Source organism: Bradyrhizobium sp. GW821-FHT13H05 (assembly GCF_058804065.1).
This window is the reverse complement of record NZ_JBXAPO010000010.1, coordinates 25,451-50,770: the sequence shown is the minus strand read 5'-3', so window position 1 is coordinate 50,770 and position 25,320 is coordinate 25,451. Positions and strand designations below refer to the sequence as shown.

Here is a 25,320-nt window from a genome sequence, read left to right as displayed (position 1 = left end):
GGGTTGTCATGGCAGCGCTAAGCATTCGCGCCCTATCCAAGCGCTACGCCAATCTCGAGGTGCTGAAGGGCATCAACCTCGACATCGAGAGCGGCGAGTTCACCGTGCTGGTCGGGCCGTCCGGCTGCGGCAAGTCTACGCTGCTCAACATCGTCGCCGGGCTCGATCGCGCGAGCGACGGGACGATCGAGATCGGCGGGCGCGTCGTCAACGACGTCCCGCCCAAGGACCGCGACATCGCCATGGTGTTCCAGTCCTACGCGCTCTATCCGTCGATGACGGTGCGCCAGAACATCACCTTCGGCATGGAATGCCGGCATGTGCCGAAGGCGGAGCAGGAGAAAGCACTGGCGAATGTAGCCAGGCTGCTCCAGATCGAGCCCCTGCTCGGTCGCAAGCCGTCGCAATTGTCCGGCGGCCAGCGCCAGCGCGTGGCGATGGGCCGGGCGCTGGTGCGCGATCCCCTGCTCTTCCTGTTCGACGAGCCGCTCTCCAATCTCGACGCCAAGCTGCGCGTCGAGATGCGGATGGAGATCAAGCGTCTGCACCAGCGCATCGGCGCCACCATCGTCTATGTCACCCACGACCAGATCGAGGCAATGACGATGGCGACGCGGATCGCCGTGATGCATCGCGGCGTGGTCCAGCAATTCACCGACCCCGACACCGTGTACCGCTATCCCGCCAATCTGTTCGTCGCCCGCTTCATGGGCTCGCCGCCGATGAACACGATGCCGGCGCGGCTCGAGGCCGATTCCGGCGGGCCGGTGGCCGTGATCGGCGCGGGACGCCCGGACGAGGTCCGTCTCCGCCTCCAGGGTTATGACGCGGCGGCGTCCTATGTCGGCCGCGAGGTGGTGCTCGGGATCAGGCCGGAATGCATCGCCGAGGGGGACCGCGTGTTCTCCGGTGCAACGGGTGCGCCCGTCATCGTCACCGCGCCTGTCGAGTTGGTTGAGCCCACCGGGGCCGAGACCATCGTCCTGCTGCGGCTTGGCGGCGAGCCGGCGCAGGCGCGCATCTCGCCGGACGTCCGCCCCGCGCCGGGCGCCATGGCGCCCTTCGCGCTCGACACCCGCCGCCTTTGCCTGTTCGACCCCGAGACGGAGCGACTGATCGCATGACCCAGACCAGCTATGCCGGCCTCGCGGACCGCGTGGTGTTGATCACGGGAGGCGCCAGCGGCATCGGCGCCGCCTTCGTGCACGCTTTCGCAGGCCAGGGTGCGCGCGTCGCCTTCCTCGATATCGACGAGGCGGCGGGTGCGGCGCTCGTCGCGGAAGTGGCGGCGGCATCGGCCACCGCACCGCTTTTCGTGCCCTGCGATCTCCTTGATATCGATGCCTTGCGCGCCGCGATGGCTCGGATTCACGGAGCACTCGGCGATGCCGCGGTCCTCGTCAACAACGCCGCCAACGACCAGCGCCAGGTGCTGGCCGAAGTGACGCCGTCCGAGTTCGACTGGATGATCGGCGTCAATTTCAAGCACGTCTTCTTTGCCGCGCAAGCCGTGGTGCCGCAGATGCAGGCGCGCGGCGGCGGCTCGATCATCAACATGTCGTCGATCGCCTGGATGCGCGGCGCGCCGGCGCTGCCGGTCTATGCCGCGGCGAAGGCCGCGATCGTCGGCTTCACCAATTCGCTGGCCCGGTCGGTCGGCCCCGACCGCATCCGCGTCAACGCCATCGCGCCGGGCATGGTGATCACCGAGCGGCAACGCCGGTTGTGGTATCCGGACGAGCAGGCTATCGCCGAGATTCGCCGCACGCGACAGGCTGTCCCAGACGCGGTGACGCCCGAGGACATCGCGAACATGGCGCTGTTTCTCGCCTCCGACGAGAGTCAGCGCATCACGCGCCAGTGCTTTCAGGTCGACGGTGGTCTTGGCTAGGGCGCCCGCCGCCCCTTGCGCATCGTCGCGAGCACGACGTCGGCGGCGAGCACGCTCGGCGATTTGTTGCCGGTGGACATGATGGCGTCGAGCTGGGCGAAGGCTTCGACCTGCTGCCGGCGCATGGGGCTGTCCGCCAGCACCTCGGACAGCGCCGGCGCCAGCTTCTCCGGCGTACAGTCCTCCTGCAAGAACTCCGGAATGACGTCCCTGCCGATCACGAGATTGGCGAGGATCACGGAGGAGACCTGGACCGCGCGGCGCAGAATGAAAGCTTCGATCGCACCGACGCGATAGGCCGTCACCATCGGAATGCCCGCCAGTGCGAGCTCCAGTGTCACCGTGCCGGATTTCGCCAGCGCGGCGTGGGCGATGCGGAAGGCGGCGCGCTTCTCGGCTTCGCCGATCACGATCTGCGGCTTGACCGGCCAGGTCGCAACGCCCTCGCGGATCGTTGCTTCGAGATGCGGCATGGTCGGCAGTATCAGCTCGAAGGCGTGGCCCTCGGCCTGCAACCGGCCGAGCGTTGCGCCGAACACATGGAGATGATGCCTGATCTCGCTGCGGCGGCTGCCGGGCAGCACCAGCAGCACGGGCGGCTCGGCACCGCGGCGCCTCTGCTCCTCGGCATTCGGCCGCAGCGACGGCAATTGCTCGATCAGGGGATGACCGACATAGCTGCACGGCGGTCCCCGGAGCTTGCGATACTCCTCCGGCTCGAACGGCAGCAGGCCGAGCACGTGATCGACATAGCCGAGCATGGCGCGAGCGCGACCCGGCCGCCACGCCCAGACTGAGGGCGAGACGTAATCGACAACCGGGATCGCGGGATTGTGCCCACGGACGCGGCGGGCGACGCGATGGGTGAAATCCGGACTATCGATGATGACGAGCGCGTCGGGGGCTGCCTCGGTCACTGCGTCCGCGGTCTCGCGGATCAGCCGCAGGATCTTGGGCAGTTGCTGCAACACCGCGGCGAAGCCGACGATCGAGAGTTCCTCGATCGGAAACAGCGAGTTCAGCCCCTCACGCGCCATGGTGGTGCCGCCGACGCCCTCGAACTGCACGCCGTCACCGAGCCGCTGGCGCAGCACCTTCATCAGCGCGCTGCCGAGCCGGTCGCCGGATTCCTCCGTTGCGATCAGAAAGATCTTCCGCTTGGGATCGCGCCCCTGCATCACGCCGGCAAACCGATGACGAAGAGATATTTTGCGTCGGCGAGCGCGATCATCGCCTGCGGCTCGGCGGCGATGGTGTTGCCGGCGATCACGGCGATGCCGGCCAGGCCGGCGTTGGCGATGCCCTCGATGGTGCGAGCGCCGATCGTCGGCAGGTCGAAGCGCAGATCCTGGCTGCTCTTGGGCGCCTTCACCAGCACGCCACGGCCGGTGGCGGCGCGGATACGCCCCTCCTCGCGCAGCCGCGCCACGCGCGCCAGCAGCGCGTCGGTGCCCTCGATGTCCTCGACCGCTACCACATGTCCGTCGATCACCACCACAGCCTGGCCGATGTCGAACGGCCCGAGCGCGGTCAGGACCGCGCGGCCGCGCTCGATGTCGGTCTTGCTGTTGTCGCTCGGCCAGGCGCGGCTGATGCAGCCCTCGGGCATCAACAGATCAGGCGCGACATCCTTGATGCCGACCATGCGAAAGCCGCCTTGTTCGAGAATGCGTCCGACGCCCGACAGCAGATGATCGTCGCCGCCACGGAAGGCGCGAATGACATTGCCGAGCAGCCGCAACGTCGTGAAGTCGAACCGGATCTCCGAGAGCGAGGGCCGCACCAGGGTGCCGATGAAGATCAGGTCGCGGCAACCCTCCTCACGGAACAGCCGCATCGCACGGCCAAGCTGGCCGACCGAGATCCAGCGGTGGCGGAATTTTTCGACCTGCACCGGATCGCAGGCGCCGCGCAGCGGAAACAGTACCGGCGAGATGCCGCGCGCGGCAAGCGAATCGGCAACCGCGAACGGCATGGCACCGCCGCCGGCGACCACGCCGACCGGCGATGAAATCTCAGGAGCCGCCGATGTCATGTCCGCGGCCATTCCGGAATCACTTCTCGATGGCGGGAAGACAAAGCGGACGATGCTTGCCCTTGCCGATGAAATCGAGGATTTCGGCGATCGCGGGATCTTCACCGGCGAGCGGCTGGGCCGCCACAAGCCGTTCGGCGAACATGCCGGGGCCGTGGAAGAGCTTCTGGTAGAACGCGCGCACGGTCGCGAGCCGCTGCTTGGTGAACTTGCGCCGCTTCATGCCGATCAGGTTGAGGCTCTCCAGCACCGCGTACTGGCCGTTGACCAGCCCGTACGGGATGACATCGTCGCGCACGCCGCAAACACCGCCAACCATCACATAGGGGCCGATGCGGGTGAACTGGTGCACGGCGGACAGGCCACCGATATAGACGGCATCGCCGATCTCGCAGTGGCCACCGAGCGTCGCCGACGTCGCGAAGATCACGTTGTCGCCGACCATGCAGTCATGCCCGACATGGCTGTTGTTCATGAAGTAGCCGCCACTCCCGACGCGCGTCAGCCCGCCGCCCTTGATGGTGCCAACGTTCATCGTTGCACCTTCGCGGATGGTGCAGCCCGAGCCGATCTCGAGCCGGGTCGGCTCGCCCTTATAGCTGAGATCCTGCGGCGCGCCGCCCAGCACCGCGAACGGCGAGATCACGCAGCCGTCCCCGACCGAGGTGTGGCCGATGATTGTGACCTGGCCGATCAGCTTGCAGTTTTGGCCGATCACCACATTCGGGCCGATGATGCAAAAGGGTCCGATCTCGGTGCCCTCGCCGATCACGGCGCCGTCCTCGACCCGTGCGGTGGGATCAATCTTACTCATCAAGCAATCTGGCTCATCAAGAAGGTCTGGTTAAGTGTTGAAGTCGCTTTGTTTTCCGGTGGTTAGCGCGACTATGCCCGATCTGTCCAGTGACGTATCATCTCGGCGTATTTCAGACGCCGGATAAGCCGGCCGTCCTGACGCGTCAATGCGTTCATGTGGAGCTTGAAGCCATCGTGGTCAGGGCCCTGGCAATCCTGCTCGCACAGCTCGCGGCGACCCCGATCGTCTCAGAGACGGTCGAGACCGGCGAACACCACCTCGTCGATCTCAAGACATTCGAGTGCCGCGACATCACCCGCAGCACGGTGCTTCAGCGGGTCTGCTACGACCGCGCGCAGCAGGACCTCATCGTCGCTCTTAATGGCGCATATGACCGCTATTGCGGCGTGACGGCGGACACGGTCGAGCGCCTCCTGGGCGCACCGTCCATGGGCCAGTTCTTCAACCAGAACTTCAAGCGCGATGTCACAGCTGGTCACTACGCCTGCGGGACACGGGAGCGCGTCCAGTGGAGCTGGCCCGCTCAGTCGGTCAGCATGGCGCCGACGTCGGCTTCCGCGACGACCTGACCGTTGACCTTGGCGTCGCCGTGAAACCACCACATGGTCTTGCGGCGGCCGAGCGAGCGCATGTGATACTCGATGGTATCGCCGGGCAGCACGGGCTTGCGGAACTTGCACTTGTCGATGGTGAGGAAGTAGACCGCGCGCGGCTTCTCGGTGCCCTCGACCGACTTGATGCCGATCACGCCCGCCGTCTGCGCCATCGCCTCGATCATCATGACGCCGGGATAGACCGGGCGCTCGGGGAAATGCCCCTGGAAGGCCGGCTCGTTGAAGGTGACGTTCTTGATGCCTATGCCGCTGTAATCGGCGCGGATGTTGATCACGCGATCGATCAGCAGCATGGGAAAGCGGTGCGGCAGCGTCTGGAGGATCGCGTTGATATCCACCAGCTCGAACTTGATAGGCGATTCCTCCGTCATTCCCGTCCCTCGTCCTTCGGATCGGCCCTGCTGTCGCGTACCAGGCGCTCCACCGCGATAATTTCCTTGAACCACTGCTTGGTCGGCTTGGCAAAAAAGCCACCCCAGCGTCCGTTCGGCGGGATGTCGTCCTTGACGCCGCTCATCGCGGTCACCTGGGCCCCGTCGCCAATCTTGAGGTGATTGTTGATACCAACCTTTGCTCCCAGCGCCACGTTGTCGCCGATCGTCAGGCTGCCCGCGAGCCCGATCTGGGCCGCCAGCAGGCAGTTCCGTCCGATGGTCACATTGTGGCCGATCTGGACCTGATTGTCGATTTTGGTCCCCTCGCCGATCACGGTGTCGCGCAGGGACCCGCGGTCGATGGTGGTGCCGGCGCCGACTTCCACATTGTTCTGGATCAGCACGCGGCCGGTCTGGGGTACCTTCAGATGGCCCTCAGGGCCAAAGAAGATGAAGCCGTAGCCGTCCTGGCCGATCGAGCAGCCGGGATGGATCAGCACATTGTTGCCGATCAGCGCGCACTGGATCGCCGTGCGGGCACCGACATTGCAGTCCCGGCCGATCTTGACGCCGGGACCGATGACCACGCCGGCTCCAATCACGGTACCACTGCCGATCTCGACATCCGGACCGATGACGGTCAGCGGCTCGACGACGACGTCGTCCTCGAGCCGGGCCGAGCGATCGATGATGGCCGACGGCGCAATGCCGTCATTGCCGAACCAGGACTGCGGGCGCAGCGCATCGCCGTGCCATTCCCGGGCAATCCCGACGAAGGCGCGGAACGGCTGCGCCACCCGCAGCACCGCCACATGCGCCGGCACCTGGGCCTCGAAGCGCGGGCTTACCAGGCAGGCGCCCGCCCTGGTCGCCTTCAGCTCGTCGGCATATTTGAGGTTGTCGAAGAACGCCAGATGCATCGGGCCAGCTTCGTCGAGCGAGGCTAGGCCCGTGACGATTTGGCCGCCCCTCGCGGGGTCGACCAGCTGCGCCTTGGTCAGCGAGGCGATATCGGCCAGCGCTGTGGCAGGCGGTTTCTTGAAGAAGGTCGGCTGCGCCATTCCACCCCGTCGCGGTCCGGCTTCGGCATGAAGCGGTCAGGCCGCATCATGCCTTATCTCATGGATTGAACACGATCTTTTTGGTGTCCGGCCCCAAGGGAAATTCAAGGGGCCGGATCATGCCCTGCTGATCGAATTAGAACGTGGTGCCGCCGCCGAACCGGAATTCCTGGGTGCGGTCGTACTTGCCCTTGCTGAGCGGCACGGCGTAGTCGAAGCGGAGCGGACCGAACGGCGACTGCCAGATCAGGCCGACACCGACCGACGACCGGATCACCCTGCTGTCGTCATAGATCAGGCCGGTACAGGTTCCGGGCGTCGCCGGATTGGCGGTCGACGCAATACAGTTCGAGTTGGATGGCGTGGTCGTTTCGCCGGTCACACCCCACGTCGTCGGTCCCTTGTAGTCATACAGGCCGCCGGCATCGGCATAGACCGCGCCCTTCAGACCCACTTCCTTCGGCAGGAACCAGAACGGCATCTGCAATTCGAGCGAAGCGCCCCAGTACTTGGTGCCGCCCAGCGCGTCCTGCGTGTCGTAAGGGTTGATGTCGCGCGGGCCGATGCCGTTCGGGGCAAAGCCGCGGACGAGATTCGGGCCCATCTGGAAGTGATCGAGCATGCGCAGGTCGTTGCTGCCGATCTTGTTCAGCATGCCGCTCTGCACGTGCACGAGACCGACGATGTCAGACACCAGCGGGGTGTAGTACTTCGCGTCGATGACCGACTTCAGGTAGGAGACGTCGCCGCCGACGCCGGCGAAGTCCTGACGGAAGTCGACGAGCAGACCGTCGGAGGGGTTCTTGTTGTTGTCCAGCGTGTTGTAGGTCAGCGTGTAGCCGAGCGCCGAGGTCAGGGTCTTGCCGCTGGCAAGCTCCTTGCGGACCGGCAACGAAGCTTCGCCGTCGCTGTAGCAGCCAAGGCCATTGGTCGACGGATCCAGCGCAAGGCCATTTGCGTTGGCATAGGCCGGACTCGGGTTGAAGCCCGCGCCAGGGATGTTGTTACAGTTCGCCAGGTAGTACGGCAGCGTGATTTCCTGCTGGTAGATCGAGTAGCGCAGCTGGAGCGAGAGATCTTCACGCAATGAGAAGCCAAGGCGCGGCGAGAAGCCGAGCGTCTTGGTGCCGTAGGAAATGTAGCTGTTGGACAGCTGCTGGCGCTGATAGAGGTCGAGGCCGAGCGCGACGCGGTAGTCGAGCAAATACGGCTCGACGAACGACAGCGAGTAGCCGCGTGCGTACTGGCCATAGGTCACCGACGCCTTGGCGAACAGGCCGCGGCCGAGCAGGTTGCGCTCCGAGATCGAGACTTCGGCGAGCGCACCGTCGGTCGTGGAGTAACCGCCCGAGATCGAGAAGTCGCCGGTCGACTTTTCTTCCATGTCGACGATCAGGATGACGCGGTCGCTCGAGGAGCCCGGCTCCGTCGTGATCTTGACGCTCTTGAAGTAATCGAGGTTCTTCAGGCGCCGCTCGGCACGATCGACCAGCGCGCGGTTGTAGGCATCGCCCTCGGAGATGTCGAACTCGCGGCGGATCACGTAGTCGCGCGTGCGGGTGTTGCCGCGCAGGTTGATGCGCTCGATATAGGTGCGCGGGCCCTCGTCGATGTTGAACACGACGGCGACGGTGTGCGCTTCGAAATTGCGGTCGCCGCCGGGACGGACCACGGCGAAGGCATAGCCGCGGCGCGAAGCCTCGATCTGCATCTCCTCGACCGACTTCTCGACCGATTCGACGTTGTAGAGCGAGCCGACATTGACGCGCGAATAGGCGCGCATCGAAGACGGATCGAAATTCGGAATGCTGGAGCGGAAATCGACCGCGCCGACGCGATACTGCGAGCCTTCCTCGATCTTGAAGGTGACGTTGAAGCCCTTCTTCTCCGGATCGTATTCGGTGAGCGCGGCCACGACCTGGACGTCGGCGAAACCGTTCTTGAGATAGAAGCGGCGGATCAGATCGCGGTCGGCCTCGACGCGATCGGGATCGTAGATGTCGCTGCTGGCGAGGAAGCTCAGCAGGTTCGATTCGTGCGTCTTGATGATGTCGCGCAGGCGATAGGACGAAAACGCGTTGTTGCCGACGAACTCGATCGACTTGACGCCGGTCTTGGCGCCCTCCTCGACCGTGAAGACGAGGTCGACACGATTGTTCGGCTGTTCGATGATTTCAGGGGTGACGCGCACGTCGTAGCGGCCGGACCGGCGATAGATCTCGGCGATTCGCAGCGTATCGGACTGCACCATGGCGCGGGAGAAGGTGCCGCGCGCCTTGGACTGGACTTCAGCGGTGAGCTGCTCGTCCTTGATCTTCTTGTTGCCCTCGAAGGCGATGCGGCCGATCACCGGGTTTTCCACCACGGAGACGACGATCTGGCCACCGGCGCCGCGGTTGATCCTGACGTCCTGGAACAGGCCGGTCTCGATCAGCGCCTTGAGGCCATCGTCGATGGCGCCTTGATCCAGGCGGCCGCCCGGACCCGGCTTGAAATAGGAGCGGATCGTCTCCACCTCGACACGGCGATTCCCTTCGACGGAAATCGACTGGACAGTCTGAGCAAGCGCAGACGAAGACACAAAGGCAGCCCCAACCGGGGCAAGCACCGGCGCGCCGAACATGATCAGGGTTGCAAGCAAGCCCCCCCGGAGTCGCAGTCCAAACTTCATGCGCAACGCGCCCTTATCATTCCGTGCCAGACCCAACCCCAACGCCGGTCCGGAGATTCCCCAAGTTCGAAGCCGCTTGTAGCCAATTTCCTCGGTGCCGCAAACGGCAGCAGACACCGTAATTTCAATTTCATTCCAAGACGTTGCTGATCAGCAACGCCCTAAACCACGCCACAAAAAAGCCCCTATCAGGAAGCCGCCATCCGCAGGATGTCGTTGTAGGTGGCGAACACCATCAGCATCAGCACCAGGCCCAGGCCGATTCGGAACCCCATCTCCTGGGTCCGCTCGGACAAGGGCCGGCCCCGGACCACCTCGGCGGCATAGAACATAAGGTGACCACCATCGAGCAGCGGGATCGGGAACAGGTTCAACAGGCCGATCGACACCGACAGTACGGCGCAGAGGTTGATCACGAACTGGAACCCGGCGCTGGCGGCCTGCCCCGACATCTTGGCAATGCCGAGAACGCCGCTGACCTCGTTGGGATTGCCGTTTCCGACAAACAGCGAGCCCAGGAACTTGAAGGTGCTGGTGATGATGAACCAGACCTGCTCGACCCCGATCTTGAGCGCCTCGCCGATGCCGACCGGCGCGGTCGAGGCCTCGCCGGCTTGCGACTTGTGCTCGACGCCGAGCACGCCGACACGATGGCTGTTGCCGAACGGATCCTTGCGCTCCAGCAGCGCCGGGGTCGCGGTCAGCGACACGACGGCGCCGTCCCGCTTGACCTGGAAGGCAAGCGCCGAACCGGCGTTCATCGCAACGATTCGCTGCATATCGGCAAAGCTCTCGATCGGCTTGCCGTCGATCTGCACGACGACGTCCCCGACCTTGAAGCCGGCCGCCGCCGCTGCGCCCTCGGCGACGACGCCGTCCACGCGCGCGATCGTGCTCGGCTTGCCGTAATACAGCGCCATGCCGGCGAAAATCAGCGCACCCAGGATGAAATTGGCGATCGGTCCGGCCGCGACGATGGCGGCGCGCGGGCCGACCTTCTTGTGGTGGAAGCTGCCGGCGCGCTCTTCAGCCGTCATCGCCGCGAGAGTCTCGGGCGACGGGGTCGAGGCCTCGCTCTCGTCGCCGAAGAACTTGACGTAGCCGCCAAGCGGGATCGCCGAGATCTTCCAGCGGGTGCCGTGGCGGTCGTTGAAGCCGACCAGCTCCGGTCCGAACCCGAGCGAAAAGGTTAACACGCGCACGCCCGCCCAGCGCGCGACCAGGAAATGGCCGAGCTCATGGAAGAACACGACGATCGTCAGGACGAACAGGAAGGGAATTGCGTAGCCGAGGAGCCCATGGCTCAACGTATTGAAACTATGGACGAAAAAGTCGATCATCGAATTCCCTCATCCAGTGCCGCTAGGCCCTGGCCCCGAACTAACTAGGATGCCTTTAAGGCAATTTGAGGCAATAGGGCGGCAGCTCTATTTCGCGAAACATGGTCAACGGATATTGCATCATCCGCTGAGGTCATGGGGGCCTGGTTCCCGCCGCGGATCCAATCGTCCAGCGTCGCCTCGACCAGCCGCGCGATCGCTCCAAACCGGATCTTGCCGGCGATGAAGGCGGCGACCGCGACCTCGTTGGCGGCGTTGTAGACCGTGGTTGCCCCCTTCCCGGTCCGGAGCGAATCGTAAGCCAGCCGCAGCCCGGGGAACCGCTCGAAATCCGGTGCCTCGAAGGTCAGCTGGCCGATCTTGGCGAGATCGAGCTTGGCCGCAGGCCCCTTGATGCGATCGGGCCAGCCGAGGCAGTGCGCGATCGGCGTGCGCATGTCGGGCGAGCCGAGCTGGGCCATCACCGAGCGATCGGAGAACTCGACCATGCCGTGAATGATCGACTGCGGATGCACGAGCACGTCGATCTCGTCGGGCGAGAGCGCGAACAGATAGGACGCCTCGATCACCTCGAGGCCCTTGTTCATCATCGAGGCGGAATCGATCGTGATCTTCTGGCCCATGCTCCAGTTCGGATGCTTCAGGGCCTGCGCGAGTGTCGCCTGCTCGATATCGGCCGGCTTCCAGGTCCGGAACGGGCCTCCGGAGGCCGTGATGATGACGCGGACGAGTTCGTCGCGATTGCCCGAGGCGAGCGCCTGGAACAGCGCGTTGTGCTCGGAATCGGCCGGCAAAATACAGGCGCCCGCCTTCGCCGCGCGCTGCATGAAGAAATCGCCGGCGCAGACGAGACATTCCTTGTTGGCGAGCGCGACATGCGCGCCGCGATCGACCGCAGCCAGCGCCGGCTTCAGACCGGCAGCGCCGCTCACGGCAGCCATGACCCAATCGGCCGGACGTGCGCCGGCCTCGATGACCGCACTTTCGCCGGCGCCGCATTCGGTGCTCGTGCCCGCAAGCGCGGCCTTCAGGTCTGCGAGCTTTGAGGCGTCGGCAATCGCAACGAAGCGCGCCGAAAACTCCTTCGCGAGCTTTGCCAGCGCTTCGACATTGCTGTTCGCGGTCAAGGCTTCGACGCGATAGCGCTCGGGCGAAGCACGCAGCAGATCCATCGTGCTGTCGCCGATCGAGCCGGTGGCGCCGAGGACTGTGACGCTGCGGACGGCAGACGCCGCAGCCTTGTTATTACGCAATGGGACCGCGCTCATATTCTCACCAAACCATAAGACCGCTTCCGGCGCTATGCACACCATGGCGGAGGAAGCCGATAATCCATGCCATCAGGATGGCGGCAACAAAGCCGTCCAGACGGTCCAATAGACCGCCATGGCCGGGAATTAAGTGACTGGAATCCTTGACACCGAAGCGCCGCTTCACCGCGGATTCGAAGAGATCGCCGAGCTGCGACACCACCGAGAGGGCAGCGCTCACCAGCAGCAGCGGAACCGCCTTCCCGATCCCGGAAGCCGCAAAGCCGGCCGCGACCGCAAGGCTGGCCACAAAGCCGCCGAGCGCTCCGGACCAGGTCTTCTTCGGGCTCACGCGCGGCCATAGTTTCGGACCGCCGATGCTGCGCCCGGCGAAATAGCCGCCGATATCGGTCGCCCACACCACCAGCAGGACGAACATCAGCGCGGCGAAGCCGTTGACGAGATCCTTCCGCACCAGGATCGAGGCCAGCAGCGCCGCCGATGCGTAGGCGAATCCCGTGGCGGCCCAGACGAACTTGCCGCGCGCGATCAGCGTCACGATCGCGCCGCCGATGAGGCCGGTGACGACGGCGGTCTTGAGCGCGCCGAAAGCAACGCACAAGCCCATCGTGGCAATGACGATCGTCCCTGCCCCGGTCAGCGCGGTCGAGCCCGCGCCCACCACCATCAGCCATTCGGCGAACAGTCCGATCGACACCAGGGTGACCAGCAGCGCCCACAGCCAGCCGCCGGCGTAAGCGACCGCAATGGTCAGCGGCGCCAGCACCAGCGCTGCGAGGACTCGCATCACGAGATTGCTCGGGGCAGGCTTGGCGCCCGCCGGTGCGGCGTCGGGTTCGCTCACGAGGCGGTTTTCGCGACGAGGCCGCCGAAACGGCGCTCGCGCCTGGCAAATTCGGCGATCGCGCCTTCCAGCGCCGCCTTGTCGAAATCGGGCCAGTGGATCGGCACGAACACGAGCTCGCTATAGGCCGCCTGCCACATCAGGAAGTTGGACAGGCGCTGCTCGCCGCTGGTGCGGATGATCAGATCGGGATCGGGAATGTCGGGCGCGTCGAGATGCGCGCCCAGCGTCTCCGCGTCGATCGTGTCGGGATCGCGCTTGCCCTCCGCGACCTCACGCGCGAGCTTCTGCGCCGCTTTCGCGATCTCCTGCCGCGAGCCGTAGTTGAAGGCGACGACCAGCGTGAGGCGCGTGTTGTCGCGCGTCAGCTCTTCCGCTTCATTCAGCAGCGCGCAGATGTCGCCCTCGAGCCCGTCGCGCTCGCCGATGATGCGCACCTTGACGCCGTCGCGGTGCAGGCTGGCGAGGTCGTTGCGGATGAAGCGGCGGAGCAGACCGAACAGATCGCCGATCTCGCTCGCCGGGCGCGACCAGTTCTCCGAAGAGAAGGAGAAGATGGTGAGATAGCGAATGCCGAGCTCGTGCGAAGCACGCACCACGCGGCGCAGCGCCTCAACGCCGCGGCGATGCCCTTCCGCACGCGGCAGACCGCGCGCGGCCGCCCAACGCCCGTTGCCATCCATGATGATGGCGACATGCGCAGGCGCGTCGGACCGATCGGGTCCTTCCGTTGCTGGCGCGGCGGCGTTGGACATGGAGGCGGCCTTAAACAGTCAGGATTTCTTTTTCCTTGGCGGCCAGCAGCTGGTCGATCTCGGTGATGGTGCCGTCGGTCGCCTTCTGCACGTCGTCGGCGTGACGCTTCTGATCGTCCTCCGACATCTCGTGATTCTTCTCGAGCTTCTTGAGAACGTCGAGGCCGTCGCGGCGCACGTGGCGCGTGGCGACCTTGGCGGCTTCAGCGTATTTGTGCGCGACCTTCACCAGCTCCTTGCGGCGCTCCTCGTTGAGCTCGGGGATGCGCAGGCGCAGCACCTGGCCTTCGGTCGCCGGCGACAGGCCGAGATTGGAATCGACGATCGCCTTCTCCACCGCCTTGACCATCGACTTGTCCCAGACCTGCACCGAGATCAGGCGCGGCTCGGGCACGCTGACGGTGGCGAGCTGGTTGAGCGGCATATGGCTGCCATAAGCCTCGACCTGCACCGGATCGAGCATCGAGGCCGACGCGCGGCCCGTGCGCAGGCCGCCAAGCTCGTGCTTGAGCGACTGAATGGCGCCCTGCATGCGGCGCTTCACTTCGTTGAGGTCGAAATTACCCGTGGCCATCACGTTTCTCCTTCAAAATCCCGGCGACCTCACCCCGCCCTCCCTAAGGGCGCGCGCCTGATGAGCCGTCAGCCGGCGACGATGGTTCCGTGGCCGATGCCACGCAGAATCGCCCCGATCGAACCCGGTTCGGCGATCGAGAACACGATGATAGGCAGCGACGTCTCGCGGGCAAGCGCGAAGGCGGTCGCATCCATCACCTTGTAACCGCCCTCGATTGCCTGCGAATGCGTCAGACGGTCGAACCGCGTCGCGGTCGGATCCTTCTTCGGGTCGGCCGAGTAGACGCCGTCGACATTGGTCGCCTTCAGCACCGCCTCGGCACCGATCTCGGCGGCGCGCAGCACCGCGGTCGTATCCGTGGTAAAGAACGGATTGCCGGTTCCCCCGCCGAGCAGCACGATCCGGCCCTCGGCGAGGTATTTGTGCGCCGCGGTGCGGGTGAACAGCTCGGAAATCTCGGGCATGACGAAGGCCGACAGCGTGCGCGCCGGCGTACCCTTGCGCTCGATCGCCGCTTCCAGCGCGAGGCAGTTCATCATGGTGGCGAGCATGCCCATGGTGTCGCCGGTCGGGCGCGACACGCCGCGCGAGGAGACCTCGACGCCGCGAAAGAGGTTGCCGCCGCCGATCACCACCGCAACCTCGGTGCCGAGATGGCGGGCGGCGATCAGATCGTCTGCAACCCGGTCGATGGTCGGCTGATCGATGCCAAAACCCTGCGATCCCGCGAGATATTCGCCGGACAGCTTGATCACCACGCGACGATAGACCGGATCAGTCATGAGCACTTTTCCTTATCCGGGCGCCGCTTCCGGCGGCGCGCCGGAAGGAACGTTCCGGCGCTTACTTCTTGCCGCTGGCCGCCGCGACCTCGGCCGCGAAGTCGCTTTCCTGCTTCTCGATTCCCTCACCGAGAGCATAGCGCACAAAGCCCGCGATCTTCACAGCGCCGCCGACCTTGCCCTCGGCTTCCTTCACCGCCTGCGCCACCGACTTGCCGGTGTCGTGGATGAAGGCCTGCTCGAGCAGGCAGACTTCCTTGTAGTAGGTCTTGAGGCCGGACTCGACGATCTTCTCGATCACGTTCTCGGGCTTGCCCTGCTGGCGATATTTGTCGGCGAGCACGTCCTTCTCGCGCTTGACGACCACCGGATCGAGACCGGACGGATCGAGCGCCAGCGGGTTGGTGGCCGCGATATGCATCGCGATCTGGCGGCCGAGCGCGGCGAGCTCGTCGGCCTTGCCCGGCGATTCCAGCGCCACGATCACGCCCATCTTGCCGGCGCCGTCGATGACGGCACCGTGGACGTAGTGCGACACCACGCCCTGGCTCACTTCGAGGGAAGCGGCGCGGCGCAGCGACATGTTCTCGCCGATGGTGGCGATCGCATCATTGATCGCAGTCTCGATCGTGACGTCGCCGACCTTGGCGGCCTTGATCTTCTCGACGTCGGCGCCGACGTCGAACGCGACCTGGGCGATCATCTTGACCAGACCCTGGAACTGGCCATTGCGCGCGACGAAGTCGGTCTCGGAATTGACCTCGACCACGACGCCCTTGTTGCCCTTGGTGAGCGCGCCGATCAGGCCCTCGGCCGCGACGCGGCCCGACTTCTTGGCGGCCTTCGACAGGCCCTTCTTGCGGAGCCAATCCTGCGCCGCTTCCATGTTGCCGTCGTTTTCGGTCAGCGCGGCCTTGCAGTCCATCATGCCCGCGCCGGTCGACTCGCGCAGGTCCTTGACCATCGCAGCTGTGATCGTTGCCATCGTTGAAAATCCTTCTTGCCTGCCGGTTTGCCGCGGCGTGGCTCCAATCGCCCCGCCGCGGTCCATCTCAGGAATTCGCGTCAACTGAATGAAATGGTGGCCGGATCGTATCCGGCCAACCGATCGCCCGTTTTGACTATTCCGCTTCCGCGGTCAGCGCCTTGGCCTTGGCCACCCAGGCATCCGCACGGCTCGGCAGACCGACTTCTTCGCCGATCTTGTGCGCGGTGTCGTGGTCGAGCTCGGCGAGCTGCCAGTAGTGGAAGATGCCGAGGTCGTTGAACTTCTTCTCGATCGCACCCGACACGCCCGGGAGCTTCTTGAGGTCGTCGGCGGTGCCGCGCGGACCGGCAAGACCCTGGAAGCCGCTCGACGATGCCGCCGGCAGCTCTTCGGCCAGCGGACGGGTCGAGGCACCGATGTCGATGCCCGAATCGCCCTGGGCGCGCGAGATACCGTCGATCGCGGCACGCGCGATCAGGTCGCAATACAGCGCGATGGCGCGACCGGCGTCGTCATTGCCCGGGACCACATAAGTGATGCCCTTCGGGTCCGAATTGGTGTCGACGATCGCGGCGACCGGGATGTTGAGCCGCTGGGCTTCCTGGATCGCGATGTCTTCCTTGTTGGTGTCGATCACGAAGATCAGGTCGGGCAGACCGCCCATGTCCTTGATGCCGCCGAGCGAGCGGTCGAGCTTGTCGCGCTCGCGCTGAAGCGTCAGGCGCTCCTTCTTCGTGTAGGAATTGGCTTCGCCACCGGCCAGCACGTCGTCGAGGTGACGCAGGCGCTTGATCGAGGCCGAGATCGTCTTCCAGTTGGTCAGCGTGCCGCCGAGCCAGCGCGAATTGACGAAGTACTGCGCGCAGCGCTTGGCAGCGTCCGCGACGCCGTCCTGCGCCTGGCGCTTGGTGCCGACGAACAGGATGCGGCCGCCCTTGGCGACGGTGTCGCTGACCGCCTGCAAGGCGGTGTGCAGCAACGGCACGGTCTGCGCGAGGTCGACGATGTGGATGTTGTTGCGGGCGCCGAAAATGAACGGAGCCATTTTCGGATTCCAGCGGTGAGACTGGTGACCAAAGTGCACGCCAGCTTCAAGCAGCTGACGCATGGTGAAATCGGGTAGCGCCATCGTTCTAATTCTCCGGTTGTTCCTCCGGAAGCGTGTGAGCAAGACGGAGCGTTGTCGCCCCGGCTGCCACCGGACGGCCTTGTGAGCCATGCTTCCGTGTGAGATGCGGCGCTATATAGCGCCATTGCCGCCAGAAGCAAGGAAATAAGGGCCTTTCGGGGGCGGTTTTCGCCCGCGAGAGGCCCCTTCCGTAAATACCCTGCCCCCTCGCCCTCCCCCTAGCACCTGGGCTGGTTGGGTGGACACTTCTTGGGCGCCGGCGCCGCGGGGCGTGGCGGCGGTGCTGCCGGCCGCGGTGGGGCGACGGCCACCCGGGGTGGCGGCGGTGGCGGGGCCGGCCGAGCGACAGGCGGTGGCGCGGGCCGGGCCGCAGCGACCGGCGGGGCCGGTCGTGGCGGAGGCGCAGCCATCCGGGGCGGCGGCGCCGACACCCGCGGTGGAGGCGGCGGCGTCGGCCGCGCCACAGCCTGGGGCCGCGGCGGCGGCGGTGCAGCTGGTCTTGCCGCCTGCGGCGGGGCCGACGGCCTGGCCTGCGGCCTGATCGGCTCATGCGCAGCTGACGGCGGCTGGGCAACCGGTTTTCCCGCGGCGGCGGGCGGCGGGCCGGCCGGCTCACGCGTTGCGGACTTGGCGCGACCGGCAGGTCCGGCCCCAGGCGGTGTCTGTGCGACCGGCGGCTTCGGCGGCTGGCCAGGCACAGCGGCCGGATTTGTCGCATTGGGCGCGGCAATTGCCGGAGCCGCCGCGGTCGGTGCAACCGGATGGCCCGGCGGCGTTGCACCAGGGGCCGTCGCCGTCGGCGCGGGCCTGCCGCCCGGCAAAGGCCCCGCCCCCGCTGGCGGCACCGGCGGGCCACCATGGGTTCCTGGAACCGGCAACGTGTTGGCGGCGGGCAATTTGGTCTGCGGCGCAGCGGTCGGCGCCGCACTTGGAACGGCACTTGGAGCTGCACCTGGGACGGCACCGGGTCCTGCTCCTGGTCCCGCATTGGGCGCGACATTGGCCGGCGTCACCGGCGGTGTCCCGGGCCTCGCCGTCGGCTGGATCGCCGCGCTCGGCGGCATCGGCGCCTTGCCTTGCTGGATCAGGGCCGCGCGTTGCGCGACCGCCTGCGGCACGGCCGGCCCTACCGCGTTGGCGCGGCCGGCAACGGCGGGCGCCAGATTACCCGGTCCCGCGCCAGGCCCCGGCGGAGGCGACATGGGGCGATTGATCACGGTGTTGATGACCGTGGTGTTATGGATGTTGGCATAAATGATGTTGTTCGGCGGCGGCGCGACATAGACCGGCGGCCTGACGAAAACCGGGATCGGCACGAACACCGGCTGCGGCAGCACGAACAGGCCGACCACGGCAAGCGGTGGCGCCAGCACGACGAAGTCGGGTGGTGGCGGCGGCAGATAGTAGACCGGCGGCGGCGGTGGCGGCGCAAAGCCGAACACGGGATCGCCGAACAGCAGCACCGGACGATCGACATAGACGATCTCCTCCGGCGGCGGCGGCGGCACGTCATAGTCGATCATCGCAAAAGTCGGCGGCGGCTCGACCGGCGCGGTCAGGATGGCGAGGCGACGACGCGCATCGCCCGCATGCGGGCCGCGCGGATAGCGGCGCAGATACGACCAATAGGCTTCGGGCGTGTCGGTGCGATAAGTCCGCCGCCATGTGATGGCTTCACGGCGCGCCGCGACGATCGCCATCACGCGCTTCGACATCGGATCGTTCGGATAGGCGGCGAGAAATTCCTCGTAGGCCGGCAGCGTGTCGCGCTGGAGCGCAGCGGCATAGGCATCCTGCACGCCGAGATCACGGATCGGCTTGTCGCGGACCGCAGCGACCTGGTCGGGTGTGTTCTCCGGTGGCGGCGCGTCGGGCCCGCGCTCGAAGAACGAGAATGGCGCGGATATCTTCTGCTCGTTCCACGGCACCTGGGCGCCCTTGCTGGCCTCGTTGACGCGCAGGCGAACGCGGTCGAACACATCAGGCAGCGGCAGGCCGCCGGTGCGAATCATCTCGGCCAGCGACTGCGCGTAGATGCCGTAGGGTCCGGGCTCCTCCGGCGCCACCGTGCCCGGCGCCGCATTGAATGCAATCAGCATGTTCGGGTCAGGCTCGACCAGCGCGAGCCCGCTCGCGATCGGCTGTCCGCCCTCGACGAAGGGCTGCGCGCGCGCCGCATCGAGCACGACGATGTTGGCCTTGAGCGGAATGGACGCGAGCTGGCGCGCATAGTCGCTGATGCGCAACGCCTCGGTCGGAATATCGGTGTCGCGGCTGATGTTGGAATCGACCGGGATGAAATAGTTCTCGCCGGCCAGCTGCACGCCATAGCCGGCAAGATAGATCATCGCGACGGTGCCTGGGCCGGAGGCCTGCGCCTTCTGGATGAAGTCGCGAAAGCTCTTGCGCAGCGTGTCGCCGTCGAGATCGCGCGCGCCGACGACATCGAAGCCCGCCGCCTGCAGCGTCTGCGCGATCAGGCCGGCATCGTTCGCGGTCGTCGCCAGCGGCGACTTGGCATAGGCGCCGTTGCCGACCACGAGCGCGATGCGCTTTTCCTGCTGCTGCGCACGCGCCGAATCCGGCGCGCTCGCGGCAAGGGCCACAATCGGCAAGAGAAGGCAGATGAAGATTCTGAGCGTCCCACGCATGGCTTGCTTGCCCGCTTTTGTTGTTGAGGTGCCAACACGCATGAAACGCGCGGCCAGCTGAATGACACTTGAACGAAACACTTTGTCACGAAAGGCTTGGATTGAGGCGGTGGCATGGCACCCTCCGACCCCAGCCTGTTGCGTCAGCTCCGCGTAAGCTTCGCGGCGGCAGACGAGCGAAAGACCAGTCGGCTCGTTCAGCCCTGCGCGATCAGATCGACCGTTCCCGTCGTGAGCCGGTAGATGCCGCCGACGACCTTGAGCTTGCCCTGCTCCACCGCCGCATTGAGGATCGGCGCGGCCGACTTCAGCTTGGCGACGTTGTCGATCACGTTCTGCCGGATCGCCTTGTCGAGCACCTCGCCGCCCTGCTGCATCGCAGCCTTGGCAGCGGGTGTGATCGCATCGACCAGCGAGGGAATGTGTCCCGGCGGCGGCTTGTTGTCCTTGATCGCCTTCAGCGTCGCATCGACCGCGCCGCAACTGTCATGGCCGAGCACCAGGATCAGCGGCGCGTTCAGCACGGCCACCGCATATTCCATGCTCGCGATGGTTTCGGTGCCGGCAAAATTTCCGGCGACGCGGCAGACGAAGAGATCGCCGCGGCCGGTGTCGAAGGCGTATTCCGGCGCGATGCGTGAATCGGCACAGCTCAGCACGGCTGCGAACGGGTTCTGCCCACCGGCCAGCGCCTCACGCTCATGCTTGAAATCATGACGGCGCGACACGCCGTCGACATAGCGCGCATTGCCCTCCATCAGCCGCTTCAACGCCGCATCGGGCGACAGCACGTTCTGCGGCTTGGGCGGTGACTTGGTATCCTTGGCAAGGGCCTCGCCGGCAAAGGCCACGCTGAGAGCGGAGGCGGCGAGAAACAAGGCCGACCGCCGCGTGGGACTGCGACAATCAAACGGACTTTCAGAGCACTTGGCGCACATGGTACGCTCCTCGCCTCGGTGGTTGGACGATCAGCACAGATCTGCAGGCTGCGACAGCGTCACGAAACGAGGTGCCTTGATGCGCCTTTACTGCGCCAGCCGCAACTCCGCGATCGTCGTTCGCGCGGCCGTGTCATCGAGCGCCAGGAAATCCATCGGCCCCTGATTCTTGTAGCCGGCCGTCATCGCGAGCGTGAGACCATAGCCCAGCAATCCCGTGCTGGCATTGGCGATCACGGCATTCTTGCGATCGCTGAAGCGCGCCACAAAGAACAGCGTCTGCCCCGATTGCGCTGCGAAATCGACGCGCGTGACGCCCGGGAAACCCATCTCCTGCGCCAAGAATTGGTGCGGGCCGGCCGGGCGATCGACGTAGACATAGGTCCCGGTCCTGAGGCCCGTGAGCGGCGCACCATCGAGGGTGAAGTCGAAGGCTCCATCGGCGAGGCCGCCATAGCCTTTTTCGCGCAGCACGACGATGCGTGCCTGCCCCGCCCTTGGCGGCCCGACCTTTCGCAAGGTCTCCGAATAATCCAGCCCGCTCCTCGCGGTCTCACAGCCACACAGCAATGCCGCCGCCATCAGCAGCACCAGCCCACGCAGAAACATCAAACGCCCCTCAAACTTCCCCGGGAGCATGCTAACCGGAAACAGCGAAAAGTTGCAACCGCCCCAGTAAGACAACCTGATGAAATGCCGGGACGGCCGCAGCGCGGCGGCTAGAGCTGCTGCACGTCCACGACGCCCGCGACCGCCTTGATCGCGCCGGCGATCTGCGGCGAGACCTTGAAGCGGCCGGGCAGCTTCATCTCCACCTCGGTCTCGAGGTCGAGCATCATCACCAGCGAGACCTCGCCGTCGCCGCTTCCGCGCGGCGCGATGCCGGGGCTGCCGACTTTTGGCGCGGCGCCGTTCGACGCCGCCATGTCGGGGCCGGCGAGACGCTTGGCGATCGAGTCGAGCGGCTTGGTGTCGCGCACGAAGATGCGCAGGCCTTTCTGCGTCTTGGCGGCGGCATCGTCGAGCGGCTCGGCATGCAGCACGCGCGCGCGCACATCCTCGCCCTGGAGCTCGGCCCCCAGTTGAAGCAGCACGGCGGCGCCTGGCTCGAGCACGTCGCGATATTGCGCAAGGCCCTCGGAGAACAGCACCGCCTCAAAATGGCCCGTGGGATCAGAAAGCCCCATGATGCCCATCTTGTTGCCGGTCTTGGTGCGCCGCTCCATGCGCGACACGACGGTCGCCGCGACCTTGCCGGCGGTGGCGCCGGTCTTCACCGCGCGCGAGAATTCGGCCCAGCTCTGCACCCGCAGGCGCTTCAGGACGGTGGCGTAGTCGTCGAGCGGATGGCCCGACAGGAAGAAGCCGATCGCATCATATTCGCGGCGCAGGCGCTCGGCGGGCAGCCATGGCTCGATCTGCGGCAGCATGATCGTCGGCGCGTCGGCCGAGCCGCCGAACATGTCGTTCTGGCCGACGGTCGCAGCCTCATGCGCGCGCTGGCAGGCGGCGAGGATCGCATCCGCACCGGCAAAGACGCGGGCGCGGTTCGACTCCAGCGTGTCGAAGGCGCCGGCGGCGGCGAGACTCTCGATGATGCGCTTGTTGATCGCGCGCGGGCTGACCCGCGCGGCGAAATCGGCGAGCGAGGTGAACAGACCGTTTTTCGTCCGTTCCTCGATGATCTGGTCGATCGCCTGGATGCCGACGCCCTTGAGGGCTGCGAGCGCGTAGTAGATGGTTTTCTCGCCGACCTCGAAGGTCGCACCGGAGCGATTGATGTTCGGCGGCTCGACCTTGATGCCGAGACGCTGCGCCTCGGAGCGGAATTCGGACAGCTTGTCCGTGTTGTTCAGATCGAGCGTCATCGACGCCGCGATGAACTCCACCGGATAATGCGCCTTCATGTAGGCGGTGTGGTAGGACACCAGCGCATAGGCCGCCGCGTGGCTCTTGTTGAAGCCGTAGTCGGCGAATTTGGCCAGCAGCTCGAAGATGGTTTCGGCCTGCGCCTTCGGCACGCCGTTCTTCACCGCGCCGGCGACGAAGATGTCGCGCTGCTTGTCCATCTCGGCGCGGATCTTCTTGCCCATGGCACGGCGCAAGAGGTCGGCGTCGCCGAGCGAATAGCCCGACATCACCTGCGCGATCTGCATCACCTGTTCCTGGTAGATGATGACGCCGAAGGTCTCCTTCAGGATCGGCTCCAGCACCGGATGGAGATATTCCGGCTCCTCGTCGCCGTGCTTGCGCAAGCAATAGGTCGGGATGTTCGCCATCGGGCCGGGGCGATAGAGCGCCACCAGCGCGATGATGTCCTCGAAACGGTCCGGGCGCATGTCGACCAGCGCACGCCGCATGCCCTGGCTTTCAACCTGGAACACGCCGACCACCTCGCCGCGCGCCAGCATCTGGTAGCTCTCGGCATCGTCGATCGGCAGCGTCGCGAGATCGACATGGATGTCGCGCGGCTTGAGCAGTTTGCACGCGACATCGAGCACGGTCAGCGTCTTCAGGCCGAGGAAGTCGAATTTGACGAGGCCGGCCGGCTCGACCCATTTCATGTTGAACTGGGTCACCGGCATGTCCGACTTGGGATCGCGGTACATCGGCACGAGTTCGCTCAGGGGGCGATCGCCGATCACGATGCCGGCCGCGTGCGTCGAGGCGTGGCGTGTCAGGCCTTCGAGGCGCTGCGCGATGTCGAAGGCGCGCGCCACCACCGGGTCTTCATCGCGGAAGGCCTGAAGCTTCGGCTCGCTCTCGATCGCAGCCGCCAGCGTCACCGGTGCGGCCGGATTCTGCGGCACCAGCTTGGTCAGCTTGTCGACCTGGCCATAGGGCATTTGCAGCACGCGACCGACGTCGCGCAGCACGCCGCGCGCCTGCAGCGTGCCGAAGGTGATGATCTGCGCGACCTGGTCGCGGCCGTAGCGCTCCTGGACGTACTTGATCACCTCGCCGCGGCGGTCCTGGCAGAAGTCGATGTCGAAGTCCGGCATCGAGACGCGTTCCGGATTGAGGAAGCGCTCGAACAGCAGGCCGAACTTGATCGGGTCGAGATCGGTGATGGTCAGCGCCCAGGCGACCAGCGAGCCTGCGCCGGAGCCGCGGCCCGGCCCGACCGGAATGCCTTGCGACTTCGCCCATTTGATGAAGTCCGACACGATCAGGAAGTAGCCCGCGTATTTCATGCGCATGATGACGTCGAGCTCGAACGCCAGGCGCTTGTTGTAGTCCTCCTCCGTCGTGCCCTGCGACAGGCCGTGCACGCGCAGACGGTTGGCGAGCCCCTCCTCCGCCTGGCGCTTCAGTTCGGCCGACTCGACCGCAGCGGCATCGGAGCTCGCGGCGGCGCCGACCGTGAAGAACGGCAGGATCGGCTTGCGCGTCATCGGGCGGAACGAGCAGCGCTCGGCGATCTCGACCGTGGAGGCCAGCGCCTCCGGAATGTCGGCGAACAGCAGCGCCATCTCGGCCCGGGTCTTGAAGCGGTGATCGGGCGTCAGCTGAACGCGATCGGTCTCGGCGATCAGCCGGCCGCCGGCGATGCAGAGCAGCGCGTCATGCGCCTCGTAATCGTCGGTCGCGGCGAAATACGGCTCGTTGGTCGCGACCAGCGGCAGGCCCTTCGCATAGGCGATGTCGATCAAGCCGCTCTCGACGCGCCGCTCCCTGTCGATGTTGTGGCGCTGCAATTCGATGTAGAGGCGGTCGCCGAACAGATGAGCGAGACGCTCGCAGCGCGTCGCCGCAAGTTCGGCCATGCCGCCGGCAAGCGCCAGCGAGATCGGGCCGTCCGGTCCGCCGGTCAGTGCGATCAGCCCCTCGGTCTCGCCGTCGAACCAGTCGAATTTGATGAACGGGGCATGGCTGTCGGGCGATTCGAGGAATGCCCGTGAATTCAGCCGCATCAGGCTGCGATAGCCGCGTTCCTGCGCGGCCAGCAGCACGATGCGCGACGGCCCCATCGCATTGCGCGCGTTCGGATCCTGATCGCCGAAATCGATCGCAAGCTCGCAGCCGACGATCGGCTGGATGCCGGAGCCCGCCATCTTGTCGGAGAATTCCAGCGCACCGAACAGATTGTCGGTGTCGGTCAGCGCCAGGGCCGGCTGGTGGTCTTTCTTCGCGAGCTCGGCGAGCTTGGCGATCTTGATCGAGCCCTTGAGCAGCGAATAGGCCGAGTGAACGTGAAGGTGGACAAATCCGGCGCTCGGCATGGTCGCGTGACGGCCTCTTGCAGATGAGATGGAGCGGTCGCCGGCTCCTCAACGCATCCTGCGCTTGCTCGGCCGACTCGCCTCACAATGGTGGGGCGTCGGGCCGCGAGAGTCCACGCCGGAGCTACGGAACGGCCGCGTCGTCCCGCTTTTCCCCAGGGGGTACTGAGGGGAACATCATCAGTCGCCGCACTAGAGCTGCGGAATCACCTGCGCCCAGATTGCGATCATCCCGACGAACAGCGAGATCGAGGCGAGTGCGGCGGCTTCTTCCACGAAAATCCTGAACATGGTTTGCTCCCTTTCTGGAACGTATGCAGAACATTGTTCTCATTTCGTTCTCGGGAGTCAAGCACTCT

At 65.8% G+C, this 25,320-nt stretch carries 21 protein-coding genes; 3 read left to right on the top strand and 18 right to left on the bottom strand.

The features are described from left to right. The first annotated feature begins 8 nt into the window (after nt 1-8). On the top strand, nt 9-1,124 hold the full coding sequence (locus AC1RR3_RS26495) for an ABC transporter ATP-binding protein (RefSeq protein ID WP_492826153.1): 1,116 nt from the start codon (nt 9-11) through the stop codon (nt 1,122-1,124). After that, nucleotides 1,121-1,891, top strand: coding sequence for an SDR family NAD(P)-dependent oxidoreductase (locus AC1RR3_RS26490; protein ID WP_492826151.1), 771 nt, complete (start codon nt 1,121-1,123; stop codon nt 1,889-1,891). The genes AC1RR3_RS26495 and AC1RR3_RS26490 overlap by 4 nt, the downstream gene beginning before the upstream one ends. Here AC1RR3_RS26490 and lpxB read toward each other — a convergent pair. The 3 genes from lpxB to lpxA are packed head-to-tail and all read right to left on the bottom strand — an operon-like array spanning nt 1,888 to nt 4,740. Then, the gene (gene lpxB / locus AC1RR3_RS26485) at nt 1,888-3,072 is read right to left on the bottom strand and encodes a lipid-A-disaccharide synthase (RefSeq protein WP_492826149.1); all 1,185 of its coding nucleotides are present in this window, start codon (nt 3,070-3,072) and stop codon (nt 1,888-1,890) included. The genes AC1RR3_RS26490 and lpxB overlap by 4 nt on opposite strands. Continuing rightward, complete coding sequence (locus tag AC1RR3_RS26480) at nt 3,069-3,926, bottom strand: LpxI family protein (RefSeq protein WP_492826451.1); 858 nt, start codon at nt 3,924-3,926, stop codon at nt 3,069-3,071. Before AC1RR3_RS26480 ends, lpxB begins: the two co-directional genes overlap by 4 nt. A gap of 19 nt (nt 3,927-3,945) precedes the next feature. After that, nucleotides 3,946-4,740 (bottom strand): acyl-ACP--UDP-N-acetylglucosamine O-acyltransferase, encoded by a 795-nt coding sequence (gene lpxA / locus AC1RR3_RS26475; RefSeq protein ID WP_492826147.1) that lies wholly within the window; start codon nt 4,738-4,740, stop codon nt 3,946-3,948. 176 nt (nt 4,741-4,916) lie between these two features. Here lpxA and AC1RR3_RS26470 point away from each other — a divergent pair, with 176 nt between their 5' ends. Then, complete coding sequence (locus AC1RR3_RS26470) at nt 4,917-5,312, top strand: KTSC domain-containing protein (RefSeq protein ID WP_492826449.1); 396 nt, start codon at nt 4,917-4,919, stop codon at nt 5,310-5,312. On the opposite strand, the gene fabZ is transcribed toward AC1RR3_RS26470, so the two are convergent. The 15 genes from fabZ to dnaE form a co-directional block, all read right to left on the bottom strand. Further along, complete coding sequence (gene fabZ / locus AC1RR3_RS26465; RefSeq protein ID WP_183238958.1) at nt 5,267-5,728, bottom strand: 3-hydroxyacyl-ACP dehydratase FabZ; 462 nt, start codon at nt 5,726-5,728, stop codon at nt 5,267-5,269. The genes AC1RR3_RS26470 and fabZ overlap by 46 nt on opposite strands. Beyond that, nucleotides 5,725-6,792 (bottom strand): UDP-3-O-(3-hydroxymyristoyl)glucosamine N-acyltransferase, encoded by a 1,068-nt coding sequence (gene lpxD / locus AC1RR3_RS26460; protein WP_492826144.1) that lies wholly within the window; start codon nt 6,790-6,792, stop codon nt 5,725-5,727. Before lpxD ends, fabZ begins: the two co-directional genes overlap by 4 nt. 136 nt (nt 6,793-6,928) lie before the next feature. Then, nucleotides 6,929-9,463 (bottom strand): outer membrane protein assembly factor BamA, encoded by a 2,535-nt coding sequence (gene bamA, locus AC1RR3_RS26455; RefSeq protein ID WP_492826142.1) that lies wholly within the window; start codon nt 9,461-9,463, stop codon nt 6,929-6,931. Between the two features lie 188 nt (nt 9,464-9,651). After that, complete coding sequence (rseP, locus tag AC1RR3_RS26450) at nt 9,652-10,803, bottom strand: RIP metalloprotease RseP (RefSeq protein ID WP_492826140.1); 1,152 nt, start codon at nt 10,801-10,803, stop codon at nt 9,652-9,654. 44 nt (nt 10,804-10,847) lie between these two features. After that, nucleotides 10,848-12,071 carry a 1-deoxy-D-xylulose-5-phosphate reductoisomerase gene (gene dxr / locus AC1RR3_RS26445; protein WP_492826138.1) on the bottom strand — a complete coding sequence of 408 codons (1,224 nt, stop codon included), beginning with the start codon at nt 12,069-12,071 and terminating at the stop codon, nt 10,848-10,850. A 4-nt stretch (nt 12,072-12,075) separates the two neighbouring features. Then, the gene (locus AC1RR3_RS26440) at nt 12,076-12,918 is read right to left on the bottom strand and encodes a phosphatidate cytidylyltransferase (RefSeq protein WP_492826136.1); all 843 of its coding nucleotides are present in this window, start codon (nt 12,916-12,918) and stop codon (nt 12,076-12,078) included. Next, complete coding sequence (locus AC1RR3_RS26435) at nt 12,915-13,673, bottom strand: isoprenyl transferase (protein ID WP_492826134.1); 759 nt, start codon at nt 13,671-13,673, stop codon at nt 12,915-12,917. The genes AC1RR3_RS26440 and AC1RR3_RS26435 overlap by 4 nt, the downstream gene beginning before the upstream one ends. A 10-nt stretch (nt 13,674-13,683) precedes the next feature. Then, the gene (gene frr, locus AC1RR3_RS26430) at nt 13,684-14,247 is read right to left on the bottom strand and encodes a ribosome recycling factor (RefSeq protein WP_492826132.1); all 564 of its coding nucleotides are present in this window, start codon (nt 14,245-14,247) and stop codon (nt 13,684-13,686) included. Nucleotides 14,248-14,315: 68 nt separating this feature from the next. Beyond that, complete coding sequence (gene pyrH / locus AC1RR3_RS26425; protein ID WP_492826130.1) at nt 14,316-15,032, bottom strand: UMP kinase; 717 nt, start codon at nt 15,030-15,032, stop codon at nt 14,316-14,318. Nucleotides 15,033-15,093: 61 nt separating this feature from the next. Then, nucleotides 15,094-16,017 (bottom strand): translation elongation factor Ts, encoded by a 924-nt coding sequence (gene tsf, locus AC1RR3_RS26420; RefSeq protein WP_492826129.1) that lies wholly within the window; start codon nt 16,015-16,017, stop codon nt 15,094-15,096. A gap of 136 nt (nt 16,018-16,153) precedes the next feature. Continuing rightward, a complete protein-coding gene (locus AC1RR3_RS26415; protein WP_492826127.1) occupies nt 16,154-17,149 on the bottom strand; it encodes a 30S ribosomal protein S2 in 996 nt (331 codons plus the stop codon). Nucleotides 17,150-17,367: 218 nt separating this feature from the next. After that, nucleotides 17,368-19,800: a caspase family protein gene (locus AC1RR3_RS26410; protein WP_492826125.1), complete on the bottom strand. Its 2,433-nt coding sequence runs from the start codon at nt 19,798-19,800 to the stop codon at nt 17,368-17,370. A gap of 197 nt (nt 19,801-19,997) precedes the next feature. Continuing rightward, nucleotides 19,998-20,738 (bottom strand): carbonic anhydrase, encoded by a 741-nt coding sequence (locus AC1RR3_RS26405; RefSeq protein ID WP_492826123.1) that lies wholly within the window; start codon nt 20,736-20,738, stop codon nt 19,998-20,000. An 87-nt stretch (nt 20,739-20,825) separates the two neighbouring features. Next, the gene (locus tag AC1RR3_RS26400) at nt 20,826-21,347 is read right to left on the bottom strand and encodes a hypothetical protein (protein WP_492826122.1); all 522 of its coding nucleotides are present in this window, start codon (nt 21,345-21,347) and stop codon (nt 20,826-20,828) included. Between the two features lie 110 nt (nt 21,348-21,457). Next, on the bottom strand, nt 21,458-24,961 hold the full coding sequence (dnaE, locus tag AC1RR3_RS26395) for a DNA polymerase III subunit alpha (protein ID WP_492826120.1): 3,504 nt from the start codon (nt 24,959-24,961) through the stop codon (nt 21,458-21,460). Nucleotides 24,962-25,320: the final 359 nt, after the last annotated feature.